The organism is Pseudarthrobacter sp. GA104, assembly GCF_009741265.1.
In the GTDB taxonomy this organism is placed as follows: Bacteria; Actinomycetota; Actinomycetes; order Actinomycetales; family Micrococcaceae; genus Arthrobacter.
Genome location: NZ_WOWL01000001.1, coordinates 2,241,483 through 2,258,204 on the forward strand (window position 1 = coordinate 2,241,483; position 16,722 = coordinate 2,258,204).

Consider the following 16,722-nt stretch of genomic DNA (forward strand, 5'->3'; position numbering starts at 1 on the left):
TGCCGTCCTAAGGAACATCCATGATTGAGGCAACAGGGCTGACCAAGGTCTACGGCGACAAAACCGCCGTTGACAGGGTCAGCTTCACAGTCCAGGCAGGCCGCGTTACCGGCTTCCTGGGCCCCAACGGAGCCGGCAAGTCGACCACCATGAGAATGATCATGGGGCTTGACCGGCCGACGTCGGGATCGGTCACCGTGAACGGCCTGCCCTACGTCCAGCACAAGGCACCCCTCCGTGAAGTGGGGGCGCTGCTCGATGCCAAGGCGGTCCACACCAGCCGCAGCGCCTACAACCACCTGCTGGCCATGGCTGCGACGCACAGCATTCCCAAAACCCGGGTACACGAGGTTATTGAGATGACGGGACTGGACGCCGTGGCACGGAAGAAGGCCGGTGGCTTCTCCTTGGGGATGGGCCAGCGGCTGGGCATAGCGGCAGCCTTGCTGGGGGATCCGCAGACCCTCATCCTGGACGAACCCGTCAACGGCCTGGACCCGGAGGGCGTGGTCTGGGTGCGGAACCTGGTCCGCTACCTCGCAGGGCAGGGACGCACGGTGTTCCTTTCGAGCCACCTGATGAGTGAGATGGCGCAGACCGCCGACCACCTGATTGTCATTGGGCGCGGCCGCGTGATTGCCGACGCACCCATCCGTGACATCATCACCGGCAAGGGGCAGGCGCGGGTCCGGGTGCGCACCGATGAACCCGACCGTCTCTCCCAGCTGCTCGCCGGCCGGGGCGCGTCCATCGACGTCCCGGAGCGGGAACTGCTCGAAGTAACGGGCCTCGAGCCCAGGACCATCGCGGCCGCCGCCCTGGAAAACCAGGTCATGGTCTACGAACTCACGCCGCTCGTCGCCAGCCTCGAGGAGGCGTACATGGAACTGACCAAGGACGACGTCGAATACCACTCCCTGCCCGCCGCGGAGGTAAGCAAGTAATGAGCGTAACCACCACTGAACCAACGTCTTCGCCTGACCCCTCATCGTCCGCCGGAGGCCGCAACGTCCGCGCCGGCGGACGGTCCCAGCCCGGCCCCACGTTCTTCCGGGTGCTCAACTCGGAAGTCATCAAATTCCGCAGCCTCCTTTCCACGCTGATCCTGCTCGCTTCCACCTCGGTGGTCATGGTCGGGTTCGGCGCGCTGTCCGCATGGGGGACGGGCCAGTTCGCTGACGCGGCCACAAGGGATCCGCAGGCTGCGGCGCGGATGGCATCCCAGGGCGGCGACCTGGCGGTCAGCGTGCCAACTTCCGGCATCGCCTTCGCCCAGCTGATCCTTGGTTCCCTCGGTGTGCTCCTGATGAGCTCGGAATTCACCACCGGAATGGCGCGGTCCACCTTCGCGGCCGTGCCCAGGCGGCTTCCCGCGTTCGCTGCAAAGCTCGTGGTGGTCATGGTGACGTCGTTCGTGGTTACCGCCGTATCCACCTGGGTGGCAGGGCTGGTGGCTGTGCCCATCCTGGACAACTACGCCCTCACGCTGGACCTTGGCAGTTCCCAGTCGGTGAAGCTCCTGCTGGTCAACAGCATCTATGTGGCCGCCGTGGCCGCCATCGGAACGGCCCTGGGCACGCTGATCAGGAATTCCGCCGGCGGCATCATGAGCCTGGTGGGCATCTTCTTCGTGGCACCCATTGCCTTCCAGCTCATTCCCGGGGACTTCTTCAAGGAGGCCCGCAAGTACCTGCCTGGCAACACCGTTGAGCCCCTGACGGCCGCCCAGCATGTTCCCGACACCCTGGAAGCCTGGCATGCGGCACTGGTCCTTGGCGCGTGGGTTGTCATCCCCGTCCTGCTCGCTGCAGTCCTGCTGAAGCGGCGGGACGTTTAGCGGCCAACCAATGCTCACCCCGAAGACAGGGACAGCGCGTGGTTTCGGGCACATTACAAAAGTGCATGGCAGGAAACTTTGTTTGCCCCTGATGGTTCCTGCTTGGAGGCACGTCCTGTTGGAAGCAATAAGATCTGTTGGAGTGCACAAAGCAAGGTGCACAATGGCCGACCTAGGGTGAAACGACGATGTGGTGCATCACACGGTCCCCCGGTGGTCCACCAAGGCGCATCGCTCAACCCATGCTATTTCCCAACAGGACGGCGCTTCCATGCATGCTGACCAGCAACTCTCAAAGTCCCTGAAACCCAGGCACCTGTCCATGATCGCCATCGCCGGCGTCATTGGTGCAGGTCTCTTCGTCGGTTCGGGTGCCGCCATCCAGCAGGCCGGCCCCGGTATCCTCGTCGCGTATGCTGCCGCGGGCCTGGTGGTCATCCTGGTAATGCGCATGCTGGGGGAGATGGCCGCGGCAAACCCGGAAACGGGCTCATTCTCCACCTATGCGGACAAGGCACTGGGCCGGTGGGCAGGGTTCAGCATCGGCTGGCTCTACGCGTGGTTCTGGATCATCGTCCTGGGCATCGAGGCCACCGCAGGCGCAGCCATCATGCACCGCTGGGTGCCGGGCATTGACCAGTGGGTCTGGGCCCTGGTCCTCATGGTGCTGCTGACGCTCACCAACCTGGGCTCGGTGAAGTCCTTCGGCGAGTTCGAGTTCTGGTTCGCGTCCATCAAGGTGGCGGCGATCGTCCTCTTCCTGGTCTTCGGCGCCGCGGCCATCCTGGGGCTCATCCCCGGTGTCCCGGCTCCCGGCCTGAGCAACCTGATCAACAACGGCGGCTTCATGCCCAACGGTCCGGGTGCTGTTCTGGCTGGAATCCTCGTGGTGGTCTTTTCCTTCTTCGGCGCCGAGATCGCCACCATTGCCGCCGGTGAATCCGAAAACCCCGTGGACGCCGTGAAGAAGGCCGTGAAGTCCACCGTATGGCGCATCCTGGTCTTCTACATCGGCTCCATCGCCGTTGTGGTCACCCTGCTTCCATGGAACTCTGCCTCCGTGGCCAAGAGCCCCTACGTAGCGGTCATCGAACTGTTCGGCATCCCGGGCGCCGGAACCATCATGGACGTCGTGGTGCTGACCTCCGTTCTGTCCTGCCTGAACTCCGGGCTCTACACCGCCAGCCGCATGCTGTTCTCACTCTCCACCCGCGGTGACGCACCGCGGGCATGGACCCGCATCTCCCGCCGGGGCGTTCCCGCTGCCGCGGTCCTGGCCTCCACCGTGGTCGGCTTCATCACGGTGGGCCTGAACTACATTGCCCCGGACACGGTGTTCCTCTTCCTGGTTAACACCTCCGGAGCCATCGCGCTGTTCGTCTGGCTGGTCATCTCCGCCTCGCAGCTGGTCCTCCGCAGGCGCATGGGAGCCGCAGCAAAGGACCTGCAGCTGAAGATGTGGCTTTTCCCCTACCTCACGTGGGCAGCGATCATCAGCATCGTGGCCCTGCTGATCGGCATGGTGATCGTGGAGTCCACCCGGGAATCCCTGCTGCTTTCGATTGCGCTGGCCGCCGTTGTGGTGGCGGTGGGCGTGCTGCGCTACCGTCGGAAGGGCCCGGCCACCGCAGGCCGGCCGGACGTGGCAACCGAGGCCGAGCCGGCACCTGCCGAGGAGGCCCGGCGCTAGAATCGGGACCATGCCTTTGCCTCCCTCTGCTGCAGCCCACATCCAGGACCTTGGCGCCTACGTCGGCGCATCGCCGTCGAGCTTCCATGCTGCGCATGAGGGCGGTCGGCGACTGGAGGAAGCCGGGTTCACCCGCCTGGATGAGCTGCAGCCGTGGGAGGCCGGGCCCGGTTCCTTCTTCATCATCCGCGACGGCGCCCTGATCGCGTGGGTGGTCCCCGAAGACGCCGGACCGGCCACCGGGTTCAATATCCTGGGCGCACACACCGATTCGCCCACCTTCAAGCTCAAGCCCAAGGCCACCACCGGCGCCCACGGCTGGCTCCAGGCCGGTGTGGAGATCTACGGCGGGCCGCTGCTGAACTCGTGGCTTGACCGTGAGCTGCAGCTGGCTGGCCGCCTGGTGATGCTGGACGGGACCGAGCATTTGGCCGCCACCGGGCCCATGCTCCGGTTCCCGCAGTTGGCCATCCACCTGGACCGGGCAGTCAACGACGGGCTCACCCTGGACAAGCAGCGGCATATGAATCCCGTGTGGGGGCTGGGAAATCCTTCAGACTCCGACCTGCTGGGCGTGCTGGCGGCGTCGGTTGCCGGCGCATCCCTCGATCCGGGGCAGATTGGCGGGTACGACGTCGTCATTGCGGACACGCAGGCCCCCTCTCTTTTCGGGGGCAACAGTGAGTTCTTCGCCTCCGGGCGGCTCGACAACCTTTCGTCAACGCACGCGGGGCTCGCCGCGCTGATCGCGCATGCCTCCGCGCCCGCCGGCGACGGCGCTGGCGCGCCCATCGCTGTCCTGGCGGCGTTCGACCACGAGGAGATCGGCTCCAACTCCCGCTCGGGTGCCTGCGGACCCGTCCTTGAAGACGTCCTGGTGCGGATCTCTGACGGCCTCGGCGCCACGGTGAGCCAGCGGCGGCAGGCGCTGGCGTCGTCGTCCTGTGTGTCCGCCGATGCCGGCCACGCCGTGCACCCCAACTATGCGGAGCGGCATGACCCCGCCAACCACCCCGTGCTCAACGGCGGCCCGCTGCTGAAGATCAATGCCAACCAGCGCTACGCCACGGATGCGCCCGGCGCGGCTTTGTGGGCCCGGCTCTGCGCGGAGGCCGGGGTGCCGTACCAGGAATTCGTATCCAACAACGCGATCCCCTGCGGCTCCACCATCGGGCCGTTGACGGCTACCCGGCTGGGCATCCGGACTGTCGACGTGGGCGTGCCGCTGCTTTCCATGCACTCCGCGCGCGAGATGTGCGGCGTGGAGGACCCCAGGCGGCTGGCCGCGGTGACGGAATTGTTCTTCAGGACGGCTCTTTAGCCAACCCCCTACCTATTAACATTCACGGGATGGACAACCCCTATACCTAACGAATTCACCATTCGTTAACCCCGTTACTTACTGATCGGCCGAAAGATGGCCACGCAAAAGCGAGTACTCACTACTGGTGATACCCGGGTGGACCAAAAGTAGGCTCTTCGTCACGGGCAGAGTCCTTGGCTGATGAGTTGCTGGGGCCAGAGACAAGACCTTGACCGGATAAAGCGCTAGTGGCGCACTTGCTTCAAGCTGAGTGCGGCATTGTCCAGTTTCCGTCGATGTCATGAAGTGGTGAGGCATTTGTCCATTTCCACCCAGCTTCCGTACACGCTATCCGAGCCAACGTTGTCGATAGCGAGAGCGTCAGTAAGCGTAGTAATCCCGACACTGAATGAGGCGAAGAACCTGCCTTGGGTGCTTCGTCGAATGCCCTCGTACGTGGACGAGGTAGTGATCGTGGACGGCCGATCCCAGGACAACACAGTGGGGGTTGCTCGGGCCCTCCGCGAGGATGTCGTGATCGTGGAGGAAAAACGCAAGGGAAAGGGCGTAGCCCTCCGGTCAGGATTCGCCGCAGCCGCCGGCGACATCATCGTCATGCTCGATGCCGACGGCAGCATGGACCCTCAGGAAATCGGCTGGTTCGTTGCCCCCCTCCAGCACGACTATGACTTTGTCAAAGGTTCCCGGCACGTAACCGGAGGCGGGTCCGAGGACCTCACCTGGCTGCGGCGCACGGGCAACCGGGCACTGACGGCCTTGGCGAATGCGGTGCTGCACAGCAATTATTCGGATCTCTGCTACGGCTACATTGCCTTCAGGCGTGAATGCCTGGAAGTCCTCCAGCTTGAATCCGACGGGTTTGAGATTGAGACGGAGTTGATCGTCAGGGCAGCCAAAGCGGGGCTTCGGATCGCAGAAGTGCCGAGTATCGAACTGGAGCGCATCTCGGGGGCTTCGAACCTGCAGACGTTCCGGGACGGCTGGCGTGTGCTGGGGACAATGGCCCGAGAGTGTGCCTTGTGGGAGGCGCCCACGGCCGGCGCCCGTCCTGAGGCTCTGCGACGCGTCAAATACGCATATGCAAACGTTAGTTTCCCCCGGACCCCCACCGACCCCCAGAGCCTCCTTTCCTTACGGGAAGCAGCCTGAGATGACGACTTTTCGCAGGCCCACCGTTACTGTCGTCATCTGCACTTACACCGAGGACCGCTGGGCGAACCTGCTGGATGTCATCGAATCCGTCAGGGCACAGACCGTCAGTCCGCAGGAGGTGCTCCTGGTAATCGACCACAACATTGATCTTTATGAACGCCTTCTTTCGGTGGTTGATGACGTCACGGTCGTCCAGAACACGGGGCCGCAGGGTCTGTCCGGGGCACGCAACACCGGCGTAGGCCTGGCTGATACGGACATCGTCGCCTTCCTGGATGATGACGCCGAAGCGGCACCGAACTGGCTTGAGCTTTTGCTGGCCATGTACGACGATCCTGACGTCCTTGCCGTCGGTGGCCGGGTGGAGCCTATTTGGGAAACCGGCCGCCCCGGCTATTTCGGCGAGGAGCTGGACTGGATCGTTGGATGCAGCCACCTGGGGATGCCACGGGTTGCCTGCGAGGTCAGGAACGTTATTGGCGCAAACATGTCATTCCGGCTTGAGGTACTCCGCCAGGTGGGGGTTTTAACCTTGCCTTAGGCCGCCAGGGTGCCATTCCCCTGGGATGCGAGGAAACAGAGATCTGCATTCGCTCAAAGATGGGCTCGCCTGGTTCCCGAATTGTGTACGAACCGGCCGCAGTGGTGCGCCACCATGTCCCGGCCAACAGGGGCACGTTCCGCTACATGCTGTCCCGGTCATGGTCTGAAGGCCTGTCAAAGGCCCAGGTGAGCCAGGTGGTCGGCCACAAAAGGGCGCTCGGACCCGAAAGGCGGTATGTGCGTAGGGTCCTGCCACGCGCCGTTGTTTCCGGGCTTTATGACTGGGGCAGAAACGGGGATCCGGGAGGACTCGGACGGGCCGGTGCCGTGCTTTCGGTTCTGGCCTTCACAGCCGCAGGCTACCTGCGCGGCCGGCGCTTGGCCCACGTTACGCCCCGCGTGGGAAGCACGGCTGGCATAGAGGCAGCCTGGAGGGACGTCCAGTGAGTGAAAGCGTGAAAGCGGAACCGTCAGAATTTCACAGCGCGAATGAGTCGGAGGGATGAAGAAATGAACCACTGTTTTGCGCGCGGAGGCGCGGTCGTGCACGATTCCTCCGATGTAGCTGGCTTCGGTCCACCCGCTTCGCGGAATCTGCGGCTCTTTGCACTGCTGACAGCACTGCTGGTTGCGGTGGGTGCCCTGGTGGCCCCGGTTGCGGCGTCGGCTGCTGCGGGTGATGTCGGGGTAGAGGGTCCGTCACATTCGGGGACGGGCACGCCGACGGGCACGAAGCGGGCGGAGAGTGCGTTGTGGTTCAACGACGGGCTCTGGTGGGGAAACCTGTGGGACACCGCCAGCTCGGATTTCCATATCTTCAGGCTCAATGCCGCGACGGGCTCGTGGGTCAATACGGGCGTGGCGACGGAGACGCGGGCGAACACCCATCATGACGTGTTGTGGGACGGGACGACGTTGTATGTGGCGAGCCACATGTTCGTCAACGACGGTCTGCCTGCTGAGGCCAACTTCCCGACTTTGATGCGGCGTTACAGCTACAACTCAAGTACGAAGACTTACTCGCTGCTGAGTTCCACACAGATCAACAACTACAAAGTTGAGGTCCTGACCATCGATAAGGACTCGACTGGTCGGGTGTGGGCCACGTGGCAGCAGGGGAACAAGATCTATCTGAACGCCACTGGCACGGATGGCAAGACCTGGGGAACGCCGTTCCAGCATCCTGCGTCTCTAAGCAATGTGTCTGTGGACGACACATCGGCTCTGATCGCATTCGGACCCGGCAAGATGGGGCTGATGTGGAGCCGGCAGGTCGGTGACGCCACAGACGGCATGTACTGGAGCTACCGTGCTGACAGTGCAAGCGGAGCCCCGAACACCGGATGGAGCACTCCTGTGGCGGCGGTTTCGGGGCAGCGCAGCGCTGATGACCATATGAACTTGAAGTGGCTGGACTCCTCGGGTGACCGGGTTTTCGCCGCCGTCAAGACGTCGTTCACGTCGGCGCCCCAGCCGTTGATCCAGCTCCTGGAATTGAGCGGTACGACGTGGTCGCACCACACGATCGCGCCGGTGTCAGAGTGCCCGAACCGGGTGATCGTCCTGATTGACGAGAGCACGCAGATGCTGCGCACCTTCGCCACGTATCCGAAGCCGAACGGCACGACGAACGCGGGCGTCTGCACCACCTCCGGGGGCGCGATCTACGAGAAGTCAACGCCGCTAAACAAGATCGACTTCACAGCAGCGAAGACAGCCCGCATCGTGGACGCCGACCAGTATGTCCACAACGTGACGTCAACGAAACAGAACCTCAACAGTGCGGCGCGGGGCACGGCGAAAAGCGGTCTGCTGGTGCTCGCCGACGTCAACGCAACAAGCCGGTACTGGCACTTCTACGATCCCAGCAGTGGCGCTGATACGACGGCTCCGACCGTGACGGGTACGTCTCCGGCTGATGGTGCGACCGGTGTGGCGGTGACGGCGAACGCGACGGGTACGTTCTCGGAGGCGATGGATTCCTCGACGGTCACGTCGAGCACGTTCGAGTTGTACGAGGGGACGGCGCCGGTTCCGCCAAATGCGACGCCTGTGTCCGCGGTTGTGTCGTATACGGGCAACGTTGCGACGTTGAACCCGAACGCTGACCTGAAGGCGGGTACGACGTACACGGCGGTCATCAAGGGCGGCTCCGGTGGCGTGAAGGATGTTGCCGGTAACGCGTTGGCGCAGGACAAGACCTGGTCCTTCACCACGGCTGCCGCGGGCGGCGGCGATACGACGGCTCCGACGGTGACGGGTACGTCTCCGGCCGCTGGTGCGACCGGTGTGGCGGTGACGGCGAACGCGACGGGGACGTTCTCGGAGGCGATGGATGCCTCGACGGTCACGTCGAGCACGTTCACGTTGCAGACGGGGACGACGACGGTGCCGGCGACTGTGTCTTACAGCAGCACGGATAGGGTTGCGACGTTGAACCCTGGCGCGGATCTGGCCGCGGGTACGACGTACACGGCGACGATCAAGGGCGGCTCCGGTGGCGTGAAGGATGTTGCCGGTAACGCGTTGGCGCAGGACAAGACCTGGACGTTCACCACGGCTGCCGCGGGCGGGGGCACGTCGGAAACGGTTACGCTCACGGCCATAGCTGACAGCTATGTGACGAGCGGGGCGACCGGGACGAACTATGGCACGAGCACCCTGCTGGGTGTGGACAACAGTCCGGTGGAGGTCACGTACCTGAAATTCGACCTGTCAGCCTATGCGGGCAGGACCCTGGTCAGCGCGACCCTGCAGTTGCGTAGTGCCGGGAGCGGGTCCACGGGTACGCAGAACGTCAAGCTGGTCGCTGATGACAGCTGGACCGAGGGCGGGATCACTTACGGCAGCCGTCCGGCGCTCGGCACCAGCATCGGCACACTCGGCCCGACGACGACCAACACCACGTATAACGTTCCGTTGACCGTCAGCGGCCTGACCGGTGAGCTGGGCCAACAACTCTCACTGGGCATGGACACCAGCAGCAGTGACGGCCTGGACCTGAACTCCAAGGAGGCCGGCAGCACGAACGCACCCAAGCTCATCCTCACGGTGAGCGGCGGCACTGGCGGCCCTGGTGATACGACGGCTCCGACGGTGACGAGTACGTCTCCGGCCGCTGGTGCGACCGGTGTGGCGGTGACGGCGAACGCGACGGGGACGTTCTCGGAGGCGATGGATGCCTCGACGGTCACGTCGAGCACGTTCGAGTTGTACGAGGGGACGGCGCCGGTTCCGCCAAATGCGACGCCTGTGTCCGCGGTTGTGTCGTATACGGGCAACGTTGCGACGTTGAACCCGAACGCTGACCTGAAGGCGGGTACGACGTACACGGCGGTCATCAAGGGCGGCTCCAACGGCGTGAAGGATGTTGCCGGTAACGCGTTGGCGCAGGACAAGACCTGGTCCTTCACCACGGCTGCCGCGGGCGGCGGCGATACGACGGCTCCGACGGTGACGGGTACGTCTCCGGCCGCTGGTGCGACCGGTGTGGCGGTGACGGCGAACGCGACGGGGACGTTCTCGGAGGCGATGGATGCCTCGACGGTCACGTCGAGCACGTTCACGTTGCAGACGGGGACGACGACGGTGCCGGCGACTGTGTCTTACAGCAGCGCGGATAGGGTTGCGACGTTGAACCCTGGTGCGGATCTGGCCGCGGGTACGACGTACACGGCGACGATCAAGGGCGGCTCCGGTGGCGTGAAGGATGTTGCCGGTAACGCGTTGGCGCAGGACAAGACGTGGACGTTTACTACGGCTGCCGCTGGCGGGGGAACGTCGGAAACGGTTACGCTCACGGCCATAGCTGACAGCTATGTGACGGGCGGGGCGACCGGGACGAACTATGGCACGAGCACCCTGCTGAGTGTGGACAACAGTCCGGTGGAGGTCTCGTACCTGAAATTCGACCTGTCAGCCTATGCGGGCAGGACCCTGGTCAGCGCGACCCTGCAGTTGCGTAGTGCCGGGAGCGGGTCCTCGGGTACGCAGAACGTCAAGCTGGTCGCTGATGACAGCTGGACCGAGGGTGGGATCACTTACGGCAGCCGTCCGGCGCTCGGTACCAGCATCGGCACACTCGGGCCGACGACGACCAACACCACGTATAACGTTCCGTTGACCGTCAGCGGCCTGACCGGTGAGCTGGGCCAACAACTCTCACTGGGCATGGACACCAGCAGCAGTGACGGACTGGACCTGAACTCCAAGGAGGCCGGCAGCACGAACGCACCCAAGCTCATCCTCACGGTGAGCGGCGGCACTGGCGGCCCTGGTGATACGACGGCTCCGGCGGTGACGGGTACGTCGCCGGTTGCTGGTGCCACTGGTGTGGCGGTGTCGGCGGATGTGACGGGGACGTTCTCGGAGGCGATGGATGCCTCGACGGTCACGTCGAGCACGTTCACGTTGCAGACGGGTACGTCGCCGGGGGCGGCGACGGTGCCGGCCGTTGTGACCTACAGCAGCGCGGATAGGGTTGCGACGTTGAACCCTGGTGCGGATCTGTCCGCGGGCACGACGTACACGGCGACGATCAAGGGCGGCTCCAACGGCGTGAAGGATGTTGCCGGTAACGCGTTGGCGCAGGACAAGACGTGGACGTTTACTACGGCTGCCGCTGGCGGGGGAACGTCGGAAACGGTTACGCTCACGGCCATAGCTGACAGCTATGTGACGGGCGGGGCGACCGGGACGAACTATGGCACGAGCACCCTGCTGAGTGTGGACAACAGTCCGGTGGAGGTCTCGTACCTGAAATTCGACCTGTCAGCCTATGCGGGCAGGACCCTGGTCAGCGCGACCCTGCAGTTGCGTAGTGCCGGGAGCGGGTCCTCGGGTACGCAGAACGTCAAGCTGGTCGCTGATGACAGCTGGACCGAGGGTGGGATCACTTACGGCAGCCGTCCGGCGCTCGGTACCAGCATCGGCACACTCGGGCCGACGACGACCAACACCACGTATAACGTTCCGTTGACCGTCAGCGGCCTGACCGGTGAGCTGGGCCAACAACTCTCACTGGGCATGGACACCAGCAGCAGTGACGGACTGGACCTGAACTCCAAGGAGGCCGGCAGCACGAACGCACCCAAGCTCATCCTCACGCTGACGAATTAGGCGGACGCCGGCCGACATGCCCGGCGCCGTCCACATCAGCAACATCACGATCGGACACCACTAGACAGGGGACACCATGTACAGGCAGACCAAGTCCAAGACCAAGGCCTTGCACTTCGACATTCACGGCCGCGTCGCGATCCGCGTCGACGCAGAATCACCGGCAGCGCCGCAGCTCAAGAGCATGTTGGCGTGTTTCGCCACAGACACCGAACTGCCGGCCAACATTGTGGTCGATGACCGGCCGGAGCCGATGCCGGATGCTGGCCTACTTGAGCATGAGCTCGCGTACACGGAAAACAGTGTGCGTTTCCAGGCCGAACGACTCCAGATCGTGAGGGACGGGGAGCAGTGGCGCATTCACGGACCGGGCGAGCTGTTGACCTCCGTGGTCCCTGTTCTCGATGCCGCAATGGTCGGCCGCGGAGCTGGCATGATCCACGCCGCAACCATGGCGTACCGGGGTCACGCGATCGCGCTTCCGGCCGCCGGAGGGACCGGAAAGACGAGCACCGCGGCCAAGCTGATGCGGCGCGAGGGTTGGTCGTTCATGGGCGATGACTGGGCCTTTCTCGCCGAGGACGCCACGCTGCTCGGCTACGCGAAGCCGATGTTCATTAAGCCGCACCACCGGAAAATCTACCCGCACCTGTTTGAAGGGGTCCGGAAGCCGCTCGTCCCGCCTCAGCTCTCGAAGAGTGTCGGCCGCCTCACCACGGTGGTGCATCCGTACGTCATCCGTTACCCGCGCCTCGCGGACTTCTCCCGGCGTTGGTCGCCGGAGCACCGCATGGTTGATGCCGGGACTGCGTTTCCCGGCCGGGAAGTGACGACGACGGCTCCGCTTGCGGCGGCCATCTACATCGAGCGCTATGAGGGCTCCAGGTCCCGGATTGTGGAGCGGACAACCGAGTGGATGGTCGACCGCATGATCGGCAACTTCCACATCGAGATGGCAAGCTTCTCGCAGCATGTCGTGACAGGCCTGGCCGCTACATCCGTCGTCCCCTGGCGCGAGCACTTCGCCGCAAAAGGCGTAGTCCTGAACAAAGCGCTCGACGGACGGCCCTGCCACCTGCTGCAGGTGCCCTCCGCGTACACGGCAGACGAAGCGTCTGACGATATCGTCCGGTATCTCGAGGAGCTGCTGCCGTCGGTCCTGGACGAGCAGATCTGAGGGGGTGGGCACAGTGGGTCACAGCCCTTCCGAGGTCACCGCGGTCGTTCCGGCCCGCAACGCGGAGCACATGCTCCCACGCTGCCTGGAGGCCCTTCGTCAGTCCGGCGTAGCGGAGATCATCGTGGTGGACGGATGCTCCACCGATCGTACGGTCGACCTCGCACTCGCGGCAGGTGCCCGGGTCCTCAGTGATGAAGGCCGCGGCTTGCCGTGGGCGCGAACGCTCGGTGTGCAGAGCAGCAGGACCCCTTGGGTCCTGCTCGTCGACTCTGACGTCGTGTTCGGGCCACACGGAGTCGCCGACCTGCTCGCTGAGCTGGTCGAGGGCGATTACGACGCGCTCCAGGCCGGTTTGGAAAGTGTCGCTGGACCGGGCTACTGGGGGCAGGCGCTGGCACATCACCATCGCACCGGCCGCAGCCGCAACTGGTTCGGGCTCGTAGCGACGATGGTCGACCGAGACCTGATGCTGGGTGTGGGTTTCGACGACTCGTTCAAGTCGGGCGAGGACATCGAGCTCCGTTGGCGGATGCGGCAGTCAGGGCTGCGGACGGCGGTGTCACAGCGGGTAGTCGTCGAACATCGTTTTGCCGCCGACGACTTTGACTTCGCCCTGGACCAGTTCCTGATGGACGGAACGGGACTGGGACGGATGATCCGCAAGCACGGCTGGCGCGGTGCGAGGTTGGCGTTGCTTCCTGCCGCCGCGGCTATCCGGGGCAGCGTCTTGAGCCTCGCCTCGGGCCAGCCCAGGTGGCTGCGCTACTACATCGCTTTCTGCTGGTACAACTATGCGGGCCTGGCGAAAGGTCTGGCGTCATGACCGCTGAACTAGGGACCGCGGTCACGGACCCCTCAACTGTCCGGCACTCCGCCCTGCGCAGTTCGATCGGCCTCATTGTGGGCAAGGCCGCCCAGATTGGCTGGGGTTTTGCCTTCTGGGTCGTGGCCGCACGCGCGACGTCAGACCGTGAGGTCGGGCTCGCCATGGCCGCGGTCGCGGCAGTGATGATCTGCACGCAGCTCGCGGTTCTGGGTGCCGGGTCCGCTGTCATCGTTGCGGTGGGACGAGGGGAGCCGCCCGCGCGGGTGCTGGACGCGGCGTTCGCCATCGTGGGGGCAGCCGGCACCGTGCTGGCCCTCGGCTATCTCGTGCTGCAGTCGGCTGTGGCGCCGGACACGGCGTCGGCATCGGTTCTCTTCTGGTTAACGTTCCTTGCGGCTGCCGTCACCGGCACCCTGGTGATTGTGCTGGACCAAGCGCTGGTGGCGCTGGGACGCGGGGCCAGCGCGACCCTGAGGTATGCGTTGGGCGGCGGGGTTTCCCTCGGCGCTGCAGCGCTCGTGGCCTGGCAGGCGCATGGCGCCTCCGCCGACGTGGTAATGGCCTGCTGGACCCTCGGGAATACAGTGGCGTGCGTCGTCGGTGTGATCCAGCTGCGAAAACTGATTGGCTATCGGCCGCGACCATCCTTGCGTTCGACGCGCGGCCGTCCACTGCTGGCGGTGGGTATTCCGTACCAGCTCCTCACCCTCACCGAGCGCGCCCCCGGGCTGGTGCTGCCGCTCCTGCTGGCCCACACGGTGGCGCCTGAGATCGCTGCCTACTGGTATCCCGCATGGATGATGGCCTGGGCTGCCTACTCCGCTCCGATGCTGATGGGCATCGTCCAGTTTTCCGAAGGTGTCCGCGACCCTCACCGCCTGGTGGCTACAACCTGGGCGAGTCTCCGTTGGTCGCTCGCCATAGGAGGTCTGGCGGCAGTCGTCCTCGTCCTCCTCGCTCACCCGCTGCTCAGTCTGCTGGGGGAGCGGTACGCTGACGCATCCGCTGACGCTCTGCGGTGGTTGGCGGCCGGACTGGTGCCGTACGCGGTGCTGCAGGCCTACAACGCCGTGTGCCGGGCTCTCGGCCGTTACACAGAGCCGATCGTGGTCGGCGTGACGCTCGGGGTGGCCCTCTGCGCGTCAGCGCTGTTGGAGGCCGAAGCGGGCCCCGGCGCCATGGCCCTTGCGTGGCTGGTGGTGCTCTCCATTGGAGCTGTTGCTGCCGGCCTCCGGTTAATCGCCGTTCTCCGGCGTGTCACGAAGGAGTCACGATGACAACCACGATTGATGCGCCCAGCCGCATCCGAGGACGCTGGAAGGCCCGTGACGCGTGGTGCGCACTGGCGGGGGTCGTGTCGCTGGCGCTTGCCGTGTGGGCCGCTTCCACGGTCGCCGTTCCCGTGAACAGCGACCTGGGGCTCGTTGCCGTGCTCCCCTACCCGTTCTGGGCAGGGGTCCTGATTCTGAACGTCGCCTTCGTTGTGGCCCTGCGAGGGGATGCCTCAGGTCCGGCAGGCCGGGCGGTCTTGATGTGGCTGGTGCTGGTGTTGGTGCTCGTGCTCTTCGGGACGGCAGCCTTCGTCACGGACGTACCGCGTGGTGAGGTCGCGTTCCGTCATCTCGGCATTGCCGACGCCCTCTCGCGCAGCCAGGGGATCGACCCCGACATTGACGCCTACTTTAACTGGCCGGGTTTCTTCGCCCTCCTGGCGACAGTACTGAAGGCAACCGGCCTCGACCCGGTAGCCCTTGCCCTGTGGGCGCCGGTGCTCAACGTGGGTCTGTGGCTCGCTGCCCTGGGCGTGCTGATGCGCTACCTTACGCAGGATCCGCGACGGCGCTGGCTCGTGCTCTGGCTCTTCTGCCTCGGCAACTGGCAGGACCAGGACTACCTGTCTCCCCAAGCCTTCGGCTTCTTCCTGTACCTCGTCGTGATCGCACTTGTCGTCGGCCCGCTGGCCGCGCGGCCCCCCAAGTTCCGCGGCTTCCGAGACGTCGACGTGGCGGCGTGGTGGCAAGGGCGGTCCCCGGCTGAGCCCCGGCCAGGGTACCGGGTGAGCGCCCTCGCGGTGGCTCTCGTGCTCATCGCGGTCATCTGCGCGAGCCATCAACTGACGCCTTTCCTGTTGCTCATTTCCCTCACCGCTCTCACCCTGAGCGGACATGTCTGGCCCGGCCGGCTGCCCCTGATCACCGCGGTCCTGCTGGCACTCTGGCTCGCCTACCCCGCCAGTGCATACCTCGCCGGGAACCCGCCCCTGGCGGAAGGAGGTGTGCTGGCCGCAATCAATGCCAACGTCGTCGACCGCGTGAGCGGGACCGCCGGGCACGTGCTCGTGGTGCAGGCCAGGGTCGTTCTCACCCTCCTGCTGTGGGCGCTTGCCGCGGCGGGCGCGGTGCGCGACTGGCGCAGGGGGCGGTTCGACATCCGGGTAGTCCTCCTTGCCGTCACCCCCCTGCTGCTCTTCCCCGTGCAGCTGTACGGCGGGGAAATGCTCATCCGCGTCTCGCTTTTCGCCCTGCCCTTCATCGCTTTGCAGGCATGCTCGATCCTGCTTCCCACTGAAGGCAGGACACAGCCCTCACTCCGTGCCGCGGGGGGCCTCGCGCTGACGTTCTGCCTGTTGGGCCTGCTGACAGTGACAGGCCGGTTCGGGAACGCCCAGTTTGACGTCTTCACCGACAACGAGATCGCTGCCGTCGCCGCCGTACAGCGCCTCGCGCCGCCCGGCTCAACGATCATCTCGGCTTCCCCCCCGACGCCGTGGCGCAGCGAGGCCTACCTCGAGCACCCGTATCGGACCATGGACTACATGTGCCGGTCCGACTTGTCTACGGCGGCGTGCGGCCCAGTCGTTTACGACAATGCCCGGAAAAACCCTGCCGGTGCCGTCTTGTTGCTCACCCGCTCGTCGGAAGCGAGTCTTGTGCTTCGGGGCGCCAGCAGCGCCGGCGGCTTCGCCGAGCTGGAGGCGTGGCTAAGCGCGCAGGATGGAGTGGAACTAGTGTTCAGCAATGCAGACGCCCGCGCCTACCGGGTGACGCCATGA

Annotated in this window: 11 protein-coding genes; all 11 read left to right on the top strand. The window is 65.0% G+C overall.

All coding sequences use genetic code 11. The features are described from left to right. Positions 1-20 precede the first annotated feature (20 nt). The 11 genes from GK109_RS10170 (at position 21) to GK109_RS10230 (ending at position 16,722) form a co-directional block, all read left to right on the top strand. Entirely contained in the window at positions 21-944 is a 924-nt protein-coding gene (locus GK109_RS10170) for an ABC transporter ATP-binding protein (RefSeq protein WP_157240182.1), read from the top strand. Then, positions 944-1,837, top strand: a complete 894-nt coding sequence (locus GK109_RS10175) for an ABC transporter permease (protein ID WP_157240184.1) — start codon at positions 944-946, stop codon at positions 1,835-1,837. Before GK109_RS10170 ends, GK109_RS10175 begins: the two co-directional genes overlap by 1 nt. Before the next feature lie 271 nt (positions 1,838-2,108). Beyond that, on the top strand, positions 2,109-3,527 hold the full coding sequence (locus GK109_RS10180) for an amino acid permease (protein WP_157240186.1): 1,419 nt from the start codon (positions 2,109-2,111) through the stop codon (positions 3,525-3,527). A gap of 10 nt (positions 3,528-3,537) precedes the next feature. Next, positions 3,538-4,848 (top strand): M18 family aminopeptidase, encoded by a 1,311-nt coding sequence (locus tag GK109_RS10185; protein ID WP_157240187.1) that lies wholly within the window; start codon positions 3,538-3,540, stop codon positions 4,846-4,848. 291 nt (positions 4,849-5,139) lie between these two features. Next, entirely contained in the window at positions 5,140-6,000 is an 861-nt protein-coding gene (locus GK109_RS10190) for a glycosyltransferase family 2 protein (RefSeq protein ID WP_370460521.1), read from the top strand. Position 6,001: 1 nt separating this feature from the next. Further along, positions 6,002-6,544 (top strand): glycosyltransferase family 2 protein, encoded by a 543-nt coding sequence (locus GK109_RS22080; protein WP_231754840.1) that lies wholly within the window; start codon positions 6,002-6,004, stop codon positions 6,542-6,544. Positions 6,545-7,056: 512 nt separating this feature from the next. Further along, positions 7,057-11,664, top strand: a complete 4,608-nt coding sequence (locus tag GK109_RS22085; RefSeq protein ID WP_231754841.1) for an Ig-like domain-containing protein — start codon at positions 7,057-7,059, stop codon at positions 11,662-11,664. A gap of 76 nt (positions 11,665-11,740) precedes the next feature. Further along, positions 11,741-12,841, top strand: a complete 1,101-nt coding sequence (locus GK109_RS10215) for a hypothetical protein (RefSeq protein WP_157240191.1) — start codon at positions 11,741-11,743, stop codon at positions 12,839-12,841. Positions 12,842-12,854: 13 nt separating this feature from the next. Next, positions 12,855-13,667 (top strand): glycosyltransferase family 2 protein, encoded by an 813-nt coding sequence (locus GK109_RS10220; RefSeq protein ID WP_370460522.1) that lies wholly within the window; start codon positions 12,855-12,857, stop codon positions 13,665-13,667. After that, positions 13,664-14,947: an MATE family efflux transporter gene (locus tag GK109_RS10225; RefSeq protein WP_157240194.1), complete on the top strand. Its 1,284-nt coding sequence runs from the start codon at positions 13,664-13,666 to the stop codon at positions 14,945-14,947. Before GK109_RS10220 ends, GK109_RS10225 begins: the two co-directional genes overlap by 4 nt. Next, a complete protein-coding gene (locus tag GK109_RS10230) occupies positions 14,944-16,722 on the top strand; it encodes a glycosyltransferase (protein WP_157240196.1) in 1,779 nt (592 codons plus the stop codon). Before GK109_RS10225 ends, GK109_RS10230 begins: the two co-directional genes overlap by 4 nt.